The 9244-nt window shown below is 58.3% G+C and carries 10 protein-coding genes; all 10 read left to right on the forward strand.

The features are described 5' to 3' along the window. Nucleotides 1-240 precede the first annotated feature (240 nt). Entirely contained in the window at nucleotides 241-1803 is a 1563-nt protein-coding gene (locus BG52_RS13115) for a bifunctional methyltransferase/pyrophosphohydrolase YabN (RefSeq protein ID WP_036582840.1), read from the forward strand. 189 nt (nucleotides 1804-1992) lie between these two features. Further along, complete coding sequence (locus BG52_RS13120) at nucleotides 1993-2265, forward strand: HU family DNA-binding protein (RefSeq protein WP_036582841.1); 273 nt, start codon at nucleotides 1993-1995, stop codon at nucleotides 2263-2265. Between the two features lie 2 nt (nucleotides 2266-2267). After that, nucleotides 2268-2546 (forward strand): RNA-binding S4 domain-containing protein, encoded by a 279-nt coding sequence (locus BG52_RS13125; protein ID WP_036582844.1) that lies wholly within the window; start codon nucleotides 2268-2270, stop codon nucleotides 2544-2546. Nucleotides 2547-2695: 149 nt separating this feature from the next. Beyond that, nucleotides 2696-2977 (forward strand): sporulation protein YabP, encoded by a 282-nt coding sequence (gene yabP / locus BG52_RS13130; RefSeq protein WP_036582847.1) that lies wholly within the window; start codon nucleotides 2696-2698, stop codon nucleotides 2975-2977. Next, nucleotides 2974-3576 carry a spore cortex biosynthesis protein YabQ gene (gene yabQ, locus BG52_RS13135; RefSeq protein ID WP_051602339.1) on the forward strand — a complete coding sequence of 201 codons (603 nt, stop codon included), beginning with the start codon at nucleotides 2974-2976 and terminating at the stop codon, nucleotides 3574-3576. Before yabP ends, yabQ begins: the two co-directional genes overlap by 4 nt. A gap of 12 nt (nucleotides 3577-3588) precedes the next feature. Further along, nucleotides 3589-3912, forward strand: coding sequence for an FtsB family cell division protein (locus BG52_RS13140; protein ID WP_036582850.1), 324 nt, complete (start codon nucleotides 3589-3591; stop codon nucleotides 3910-3912). Between the two features lie 85 nt (nucleotides 3913-3997). Next, nucleotides 3998-4525: a S1 domain-containing RNA-binding protein gene (locus BG52_RS13145; protein ID WP_036582852.1), complete on the forward strand. Its 528-nt coding sequence runs from the start codon at nucleotides 3998-4000 to the stop codon at nucleotides 4523-4525. Nucleotides 4526-5001: 476 nt separating this feature from the next. Beyond that, nucleotides 5002-7494, forward strand: a complete 2493-nt coding sequence (spoIIE, locus tag BG52_RS13155; protein ID WP_036582856.1) for a stage II sporulation protein E — start codon at nucleotides 5002-5004, stop codon at nucleotides 7492-7494. 144 nt (nucleotides 7495-7638) lie between these two features. Then, entirely contained in the window at nucleotides 7639-8364 is a 726-nt protein-coding gene (locus BG52_RS13160) for a vWA domain-containing protein (protein WP_036582859.1), read from the forward strand. Continuing rightward, nucleotides 8348-9244: serine/threonine protein kinase (locus tag BG52_RS13165; RefSeq protein WP_036667458.1), on the forward strand; the 897-nt coding region annotated here is incomplete at its 3' end. The genes BG52_RS13160 and BG52_RS13165, both read left to right, overlap by 17 nt.

Genomic DNA, 9244 nt, shown 5'->3' on the forward strand with positions numbered 1-9244 from the left:
GGCTGCTGCCATGACGGCAGCCACATGCAGCGCCTGCCGTTGGGACCGAGCAGCCGATCAGGCAGCGCGCACGAGCCGGATGATGATTAACGGATGGTTACCCGCAGTTTAACGGCAATTTACCGGCACAGCGTGACCGTCCGGGGCCGACGAAGTTCGACAAAACACGCGCTTTCCTTCTATAGTATAGAAACAAATAATCTACGTCCGGACAGGCGGACGTTCAGGGGGTTAACCGGCATGAATGGTACCATTACGGTTGTAGGGCTTGGCTCGGGCGACGCGGATCAATTGACACTCGGCGTGTGGCGGAGGCTGCAGGCGGCGGAGCGCATCTATGTGCGCACGAAGAAGCACCCCGTCATGCGGCTGTTCGGCGAGCATGGGCTCTCCTATATGTCGTTCGATTATCTCTATGAGCAAGCGGACTCATTCCCAGACGTATACGAGGCGATTGCGGCTGAGCTGATCCGGCTGGCCAAGGCGCCGGCGCTGTCTGGGGGCTCACCCGAGGCAGGGAACCCGCGCGGCCACGCCGTTGAGACGGGGTCCGATGTGGCCGGCTGCGCCTCCTCCGGCCTGATCTACGCCGTGCCGGGCCACCCGATGGTCGCCGAGCGTACCGTACAGCTGCTCAGGGAACGCTGCGCCGACCAAGGCATCGGGCTCCATATACTCGGCGGTGAAAGTTTCCTGGACCAAGCCTTCGTCCGGCTTGGATTCGATCCGATCGAAGGATTCCAATTGCTGGATGCCTCCGAGCTGGCGCCTTCCTTGCTGCAGCCGCGCCTGCATACGGTCATCGGACAGGTGTACGATGTGTTCGCGGCTTCGGACGTCAAGCTGTCGCTGATGGAGAAATATCCCGACGATCACCCGGTGGTGATCGGGCATGCGCTCGGCGTCGAGGGCGAGGAGCGGATTGTCCGTATGCCGCTCTATGAGCTGGACCGCGACCATGGCTTCGGCAACCTGTCGCTGGTCTGGGTGCCGCGCTCGACCGACGCTGCCTTGCAGAACCGGTCGTTCGACCGGCTGCATGAAATTGTCGGTATTTTGCGGAGCCCCGAAGGCTGTCCGTGGGATCGGGAGCAGACCCATCAGTCGATCCGCAAAAACTTCATCGAGGAAACCTACGAAGCGATCGAGGCGATCGACAACGACGATCCGACGGGCATGCAGGAGGAATTCGGCGACGTCATTCTTCAAGTCATGCTGCACAGCCAGATGGAGGAGGAGATCGGCACGTTCAGCGTGTACGACGTCATCCAGACGCTGAACGAAAAGCTGCTGTTCCGCCATCCGCATGTGTTCGGCGACGCGGGTGCGGGCAATGCAGGCGAGGCATTGCGCAACTGGGAGCAGATGAAGGCCGAGGAGAAGCGCCGCAAAGGCATCGATCAGGACCGCAAATCGGTATTGGACGGCATTCCGAAGGATTTGCCGGCCGTAATGCGGGCGTACGAGCTGCAGAAAAAGGCCGCGAAGGTCGGCTTCGACTGGGATGATCTCGGCCCGGTGCTGGCGAAGGTCGAAGAGGAAATCGCGGAGCTGAGGGAGGCGATTGCGACCGCCGACAAGGATGAGCAAGCGATCGAGCTGGGCGATTTGCTGTTCGCCGCGGTGAACGTATCGCGTTTCATCGGGGCCGATCCCGAGGAGGCGCTGTCCAGAACGAATGCGAAGTTCAGGCGCCGTTTCGGCTATATCGAGGAGCAGCTCCGATTAAAGGGCAAAACATTTGACCAGACTGATTTGCAGGAGATGGACGGATGGTGGGAGGAAGCGAAAAGGGAGTCGTAACGATTTGCTCTGTGAATTCGTCAAAAATCGGCCTTTTCCCCTAAAAATCGAAAAAATATTCTTCTCCAGGCAGGATTCCTCCAGCCTGGAGAAGAATATTACAATTCGAAAGCTCAGACTCACCAAGGCTTGGCGCGCTAACGAGCCGCCAAACAATTAAATGGATGACACTAGGAGGTCATGTAGATCATGAACAAAACGGATATTGTCAACAACATTTCCGCCAAGAGCGGACTGACGAAGCGCGACGTTGAAGCGGTTCTTAACGGATTCCTCGGTGAAGTCACCGAAGCGCTGCAAAGCGGCGACAAAGTGCAGCTGATCGGATTCGGCACGTTCGAAACCCGCAGCCGTTCCGGCCGCGTCGGCCGCAACCCGCAAACGGGCAAGACGATCGAGATTCCGGCTTCCAAAATTCCCGCATTCAAAGCCGGCAACAAATTGAAAGACGCCATCAAGTAATTATGCGTCTGGACAAGTTTCTCAAGGTATCGAGATTGATCAAGCGGCGCACCGTCGCCAAGGATGTGTCCGAGCAAGGGCGCGTCTGGATTAACGGGCGTGAAGCGAAGCCAAGCAGCACCGTCAAAGCCGGCGACGAGCTGGCCATTCAGTTCGGGCAGAAGACGGTGACCGTCCGCATCGAGCGCACCGCCGAAACGACGCGCAAGGATGAGGCGTCGGAGCTCTATACGCTGCTGAAGGAAGAAAACCGCAAAGCCGAGGACGGACCGGGCAGGTAAGCCCTCCGCCTTATAAGGAAACCGCTCTCTCAACAAGGGCGGTTTCTTCTGTTTGAAACCGCGGTTGCGCGTTTAATACATGAGTAGCCCAGTCGGTTCTAAATCTTGTCCCGCCTCCATACCTATGAATTAGGAAGGGGGGCCAAGCCATGATCGAACAGGGGAAGGCCAAACGCCAGGAAATTAAAATGCTCAACCGCAAAGTGATGGAAATTACGGGCGTCAGCAATGTGGAGAGCTTCGACAGCGAAGAGTTTTTGCTCGAGACCGAATGCGGTTTCCTGACCGTCCGCGGTCAGAATCTCCATATGAAGCACCTTAGTCTGGAGCAAGGTCTCGTCGCCATCGAAGGGATGGTCCATTCGGTCGCCTACTTGGACGGCAGCGCCGCCGATAAATCCAAGGGCTTTTTCGGGAAGTTGTTCAAGTGAGCCTTCAGGTCCAGTTCGTTACGCTGGCCATGATGGTGATCTCGGGGATCGGAATGGGCGCGGCATTCGACGGCTATCGGGTCGTGTCGAACGAGCTGAGAATCGGCCGTCTGTGGATTCCGCTGCTGGACCTGCTCTATTGGGCGGCCGCCACACTGATCGTCTTTCGCGTGCTGGCGTCGAGCAATGAGGGGGAAGTGCGGGTCTACGTTTTTCTCGGGCTGATGATCGGCATCGCTTTCTACTTCTGGTTGCTGAGCGGAACGGTCATCCGGCTTGTGCGGGGGTATCAGGCGGCGGTTCGTTCGCTCATCCGGCTCGGGATACGGACATTCGACCTCTTTGTTGTACGCCCCGTCGTGCTGCTGGTTCGGCTCCTCAGAATTATTTTAGGCTGTGCCATCGTTTTCTCTTTGTTCCTCGTCCGAATTGTGGTACAATTGTGTCGTCCGTTTTGGCTTTTTTTTCGGTGGCTATCGGCTCCTGTGGCCGGACCGCTGTGGAGGAAGCTCAGAGGCTGGTCCGAATCGCTCGGACTTAACGGGCTGTATCGCAGGATGGCAGACATCATCTGCACCATTCGGAAGAAATGGTTCTAGGAGGTACATCGTATGGCTAACGCCCGGCAATCCAGAGAAACCACCGCGCATCCAGGATCCAAACGTCGGTTGAAGCTTTGGGTTGCCTTCATAGCGCTGTTCATGGCGTGGGCGATTTATACATTGGTGTTGCAGATGGAGCACAGCGGCCGTACGGCATTGCAGCTGGCGGGCGTTCAAGACAAGCTTGCCGAAGGCGAGCAGGAAAACGCAAAGCTGCAGCAAGCGATCGATCGGCTCGGCGACCCCGAGTATATCCGCGAGCTTGCGCGCAAGGAGCAGGGCATGATCGTGCCCGGCGAGAAGCCGATTCACGTAACGGGAAGGGTGGAATGACGGGACACCCGTCTGTTGACCTTGCTTCCGGCGTTCGGTTATAATCACGGTAAGCGCATAAATCTTAGGGAGGAACATTTTATTCATGGCAATTGAAGTGGGAGCCAAATTAGAGGGCAAAGTGACAGGCATTACGCATTTCGGGGCATTCGTCGATTTATCGGGGGGTGTCACGGGGCTCGTTCACATTTCCGAAATTGCCGATAATTACGTCAAAGACGTCAAAGATCATTTAAAAATTGACGATGTCGTCAAGGTCAAAGTGATCAATGTAGATAAGGACGGAAAAATCGGTCTATCCATCAAGCAAGCCATCGACCGGCCGGAAGGCTACGTACCGCCGCAGCGGGAACGTCCTGCAGGAGGAGGCGGTGGAGACCGGTTCCCACGACAAGGCGGAGGAGGCGGAGGCTCGTTCCCGCGCCAAGGTGGAGGCGGAGGCGATCGGTTCCCTAGAGGGGGAGGCGGCCGCGGCGGGTTTAAAGCGAATCCGGGCAAGCCATCATTTGAGGATAAAATGTCCCGTTTCCTGAAAGACAGCGAGGAACGGATTTCTTCCCTGAAGAAAAATACCGAAGGCAAACGCGGCGGCCGCGGCGCCAAACGCGTTTAACTTATAGACGGACAGAAAGCGGAACCGGACGGTTCTGCTTTTTTGCTGTTCCCGGCCTGCCGCGGCACCGTAATCAAGCCCGAAGTTGGGGCCGACGAGCGTTCGGCTGCCGCGCGTCCATACCAGGCAATGTTCATTCTTGAAGCGGGCCATTCCGGTTTATTGGCGGCTGCGCACACGTATGCCGAATACTTTCCCGTATATCTCCATCCACTCCGACAGGTTCGGACGGTAAGCGCGTTCATCCCGAGCGGGAGTTCCCCGGTTTTTGTTGGCCGATCCGCCGCCAAGCTTCGTGCCGGGCACGCGCAAACCTGAGCGTCGGCTGCGTCTGACAACCGTTGCGCCATGCGCGTACGCGACGCGGCCTTGTCGGAAAAAATTCCCCGTTCGCTTCCTGTTTATGACAAACATCCTGTTCACACTCTCCTATAATGGGAGTCACCCCAATAAACCGGAATAGGTGGTGCCTGATAATGGACAAGCGGAATCTGGTGATGTTTCCAACGGCGAAGCGGAAGGACCTCATAAAAGAGGTGGTGCGCAATGGCTGGAAACGTGCTGCAACGGGAAGAGCCGTGCAAGCGATCGCCGCCAAAAAGTGGATGTTCCTGTTAGGTGTCGTCGGGTTCCTGCTTGGCAGGGCCATGATTCTCGAGACGCTTACTCCCTTTGCGATCGCTTATTTTGCGGTGATCTATTATTTGCGCAGGGATACGTATATCCCCGTCGGACTTGCACTTATCGCCGGCAGCTGGTTTGCGCCTACGCCCTCGACCGTTTGGGTCGCCCTGGAGCTGACCTCCTTTTATTTGCTCGTCAAAGGTTTGGAGGCTTATGAACGCTCCGAGCTATCCTATGCGCCGCTGCTCGTATTTATTTCAACGCTGCTCGTGCAGCTGTTCGGGGTCGTGATCGGCGAGACGCTGGATTGGTATCGGCTGATGCTGGTGGGCGCAGAGGCGGGGCTGGCATTTGCGCTGACGCTTGTATTCATTCAGGCGGTGCCGGTGCTGACAATGACGAAGAAAACGACCGCTCTGCGCAATGAGGAAATCATTTGTTTGATGATCCTGCTCGCCTGCATCATGACAGGGGCTGTCGGCTGGCAGGTGAACGGATTGTCGGTCGAACACGTCATGTCCCGCTATGTGCTGCTGTTGTTCGCCCTGGTCGGCGGGGCGCCGCTCGGCGCATCGGTCGGTGTGGTGGCGGGGCTTATTTTAAGCCTGGCCGACTTCGCGGCTATCGTGCAGATGAGCCTGCTTGCCTTCTCGGGCCTGCTGGCGGGCTTGCTGCGTGAAGGCGGAAAGGCGGCGGTCGCGTTCGGCATGCTGGTCGGCACCTCGATCTTGTCCATCTACATAGGCGGACAAGCCGACGTCATGACTTCCACCTGGGAGTCTGTGCTGGCCGCCGTATTGTTCATGCTTACACCGCGCGTGCTGCTGCGGACGATCGCGCGTTTCGTGCCGGGCACGGCGGAGCATACGAAGACTCAGTACGAGTATGCCAGGCGGGTGCGGGACGTGACGGCGCAGCGGGTGGCGCAATTCTCCGAAGTGTTCCGCCAGCTCTCGCGCAGCTTCGGGCAGACGCTGGAGACAGACGCCTGGCAGCGCAAGGAGGACGACAAGACGCATTTCATGAACGCCGTTGCGGAAAGGTCGTGCGCGACGTGCTTCCGCAAGGATTTATGCTGGGAGGCGAAATTTTATCAAACCTATAAGGTGATGACCGATATGATGTCGTCCGTGGAGCAGAACCGGCGCGCGGTGACGAAGGAGCTGCCGAAGGAGTGGACGACCCATTGCGTGCGGCCGCATCAGGTGTTGGCCGTCATGCGACAACAGTACGATCTGTTCGAGCACGACCAGCACTGGCGCAAGCAAATTCAGGAATCGCGGCTGCTCGTTGCCGATCAATTGTCCGGGGTCTCGCAAATCATGGAGGATCTCGCGAAGGAGATCCGGCGCGAAGGGCAGGAGATGCATCTGCAGGAGGAGCAGATTCGCGAGGGGCTTGAGGGGCTGGGCCTGTCGATCCAGTCGGTGGAAATCATCAATTTGGAGGCCGGGAACGTCGACATTGAGGTGACGCATACGTTCCCGAAAGGCTACGACGAATGCCGGAAAATCGTGGCGCCGCTCCTCAGCGATATTCTCGGCGAGCCGATCACCGTCCGGTCGGAGCGATTCGCCGAGCAGAGCGGGCAGCCGGCGTCGGTGACGTTCGGTTCGGCGAAGGAATTCGAGGTGGAGACGGGCATCGCCGGCGCCGCCAAAGGCGGCGACCTGCTGTCCGGCGACAGCTTCAGCGCGGTCGAGCTCGGCAACGGAAAATTCGCCGTCGCCGTCAGCGACGGGATGGGCAACGGCGAACGGGCCCGATTGGAGAGCAGCACGGCGCTTAATATTTTGCAGCAACTGCTGCAGTCGGGAATGGATGAGAAGCTGGCGATCAAATCGGTCAATTCGGTGCTCCTTCTCCGCTCCTCCGACGAGGTGTTTGCAACCGTCGATCTGGCGCTGATCGATATGTATACGGCGAAGACGACCTTCCTGAAAATTGGCTCGACGCCCAGCTTTATCAAACGTGGCAATGATGTCATCCCGATTTCGGTCAACAATTTGCCGATCGGTATCCTGCACGATATCGACGTCGACTTGCTGCGGGTGCAGCTGTATCCGGGCGATACGCTCATTATGATGACCGACGGCATTTTTGACGCGCCGGGGCATGCGGTCAACAAGGAACTCTGGATGAAACGCGTGATCCAGGAACTCAAAGCTTCGGATCCGCAGCAGATGGCGAACGAGCTGCTCGACACGGTGGTGCGCCATCATCAGGGCGACATCTTGGACGATATGACCGTCGTCATCGCGCAGGTGAAGAAACATCAGCCCGAATGGGCGACGTTCCGCTGGACCGGCATGCCCAAATTCGAACGGCCGCGCACGGTCAGTTGACGGCGCCTTTCTGTCGATAGCGGTTACCATCTGTGTTCGGGAGGTCGATGATAGCCTATAGCAGCTTGCAGAGGTTAAACCCTCGCGGATTCGGACATGCTGGTAGAGTGAACCGGTAGATTCCAGATCGGAGGAGGGCGACCTATGAAGCAAATATTATTGATAACGGACGGGTGCTCGAATGTCGGGCTCAGTCCGGTTGTGGCGGCCGCGCACGCTTGGGCGGAGGGCATCACCGTGAATGTGGTGGGTGTGCTGGAGCCGGATGAAGCGTTGCTTGCGGGGCGCGAGGAAATCGCCGAAATTGCAAAGGCCGGCGGAGGCATCAGCCGTCTTGTCAATACGCGCCAGCTTTCGCAGACGGTCCAGATGATGACGCGTGCGACCGTCATGACCACGATCCGCCATGCGGTTAACAAAGAGCTGAAGCAGGTATTTGGCGGGGATTCGGTTGAGGCGCTGCCGCCGGAGAAGCGGGGCGAGGTGGTGCGCGTGATCGATGAGCTTGGCGAGACTTCGGCGCTGAAGGTGGCGCTGCTGATCGACGCCAGCGCCAGTATGAGGCCCAAGCTGCAAGCCGTGGAGGACGGGATCCGCGATCTGGTGCTCAGCCTGCAGGCCCGCACAGGGAAGAGCGAGATCGCCGTTTTTCATTTTCCGGAATCGTCGCGGGGCGACGGCTGCGTATGCGATCTGGATTGGACTGATAACCTGCGCGGCGTGAAAAAGATTATTCCGCAGCTGCAGATGCGGGGAACGACCCCGACCGGACCGGCGCTGATGCAGGTTGTTGATTTTTACCGGAAAGACGGCTATGGTAATTACAACAGAAGAGAAACGGATGGGATGATGGGTGACTACGTCGTTTGATCTCCGGCTGAGGCCCGGTATGGTTCTCACGGGCAAGTGGAAGCAGGGGCGCTATCAAGTCGTAAGGCTGCTGGGTGAAGGAGCCAACGGTCAAGTCTATTTGGTCGAGCACAGGCGGCGTTGGTATGCGCTCAAGATCGGACGCGACGCCGTCGACATTCAGTCGGAAATCAACGTGCTGAAAAATATCCGGCTACGGAAGGCCGGCTCGGAGCCGTTTCTAGTGGCCGTTGACGATTACAGCGACCCGGCAGGACAGGATTATCCGTTCTACGTCATGCGTTATGTGCGCGGCATGCCGTTGCATCATTTTATGGAGAAGGAAGGCGCCGACTGGTTCCCGCTGATCGGGTTCCATCTTCTCGGCAAGCTGGCCGCGCTGCACGAGGCGGGGTGGGCGTTTGGCGATTTGAAGCGGGAGAATGTGCTTGTCGGGGAATACGGGAGGGTCGAGCTGGTCGATTACGGCGGCGTGACGGCTTCGGGCAGAAGCGTCCGGCAATTCACGGAGGTGTATGACCGGGGTTATTGGAACGCGGGTTCCCGCATCGCCGACGGCACTTACGACCTGTTCTCGTTCGGCGTGCTTTGCGTCCATTTATTTGAGAGCCGACGGCTTCTGCATTTGACGCAAACGCTGCTGCCGCAGAACCGGCTCGCGGACGAGCTCATGAAGCTCGTCGAAGGCAATTCGACGTTGAAGCCGTTCGCCGGATGGCTGAACAAAGCGTTCAACGGCGGATACGCCAACGCCCGCGAAGGAGCGGGGGCTTGGCAGCGGCTGATGCACGGACCCGGAGTCCGCATGAAGAGGCCCGTTGCGCCGCGATGGATGACGGGGTTGTTCGCCGGTTCGATGGCGGTGCTCGCCGCGACGATC

It is taken from the genome of Paenibacillus darwinianus (genome assembly GCF_000598065.1).
In the GTDB taxonomy this organism is placed as follows: domain Bacteria; phylum Bacillota; class Bacilli; order Paenibacillales; family Paenibacillaceae; genus Paenibacillus_I; species Paenibacillus_I darwinianus.

Bases quoted from the DNA above. Each gene is read 5' to 3' on its own strand.
- yabP (WP_036582847.1), top strand. From the start codon at position 2,696: ATGATCGAACAGGGGAAGGCCAAACGCCAGGAAATTAAAATGCTCAAC.
- spoIIE (WP_036582856.1), top strand. From the start codon at position 5,002: ATGGACAAGCGGAATCTGGTGATGTTTCCAACGGCGAAGCGGAAGGAC.
- BG52_RS13115 (WP_036582840.1), top strand. From the start codon at position 241: ATGAATGGTACCATTACGGTTGTAGGGCTTGGCTCGGGCGACGCGGAT.
- BG52_RS13145 (WP_036582852.1), top strand. From the start codon at position 3,998: ATGGCAATTGAAGTGGGAGCCAAATTAGAGGGCAAAGTGACAGGCATT.
- BG52_RS13120 (WP_036582841.1), top strand. From the start codon at position 1,993: ATGAACAAAACGGATATTGTCAACAACATTTCCGCCAAGAGCGGACTG.
- BG52_RS13140 (WP_036582850.1), top strand. From the start codon at position 3,589: ATGGCTAACGCCCGGCAATCCAGAGAAACCACCGCGCATCCAGGATCC.
- BG52_RS13160 (WP_036582859.1), top strand. From the start codon at position 7,639: ATGAAGCAAATATTATTGATAACGGACGGGTGCTCGAATGTCGGGCTC.
- BG52_RS13125 (WP_036582844.1), top strand. From the start codon at position 2,268: ATGCGTCTGGACAAGTTTCTCAAGGTATCGAGATTGATCAAGCGGCGC.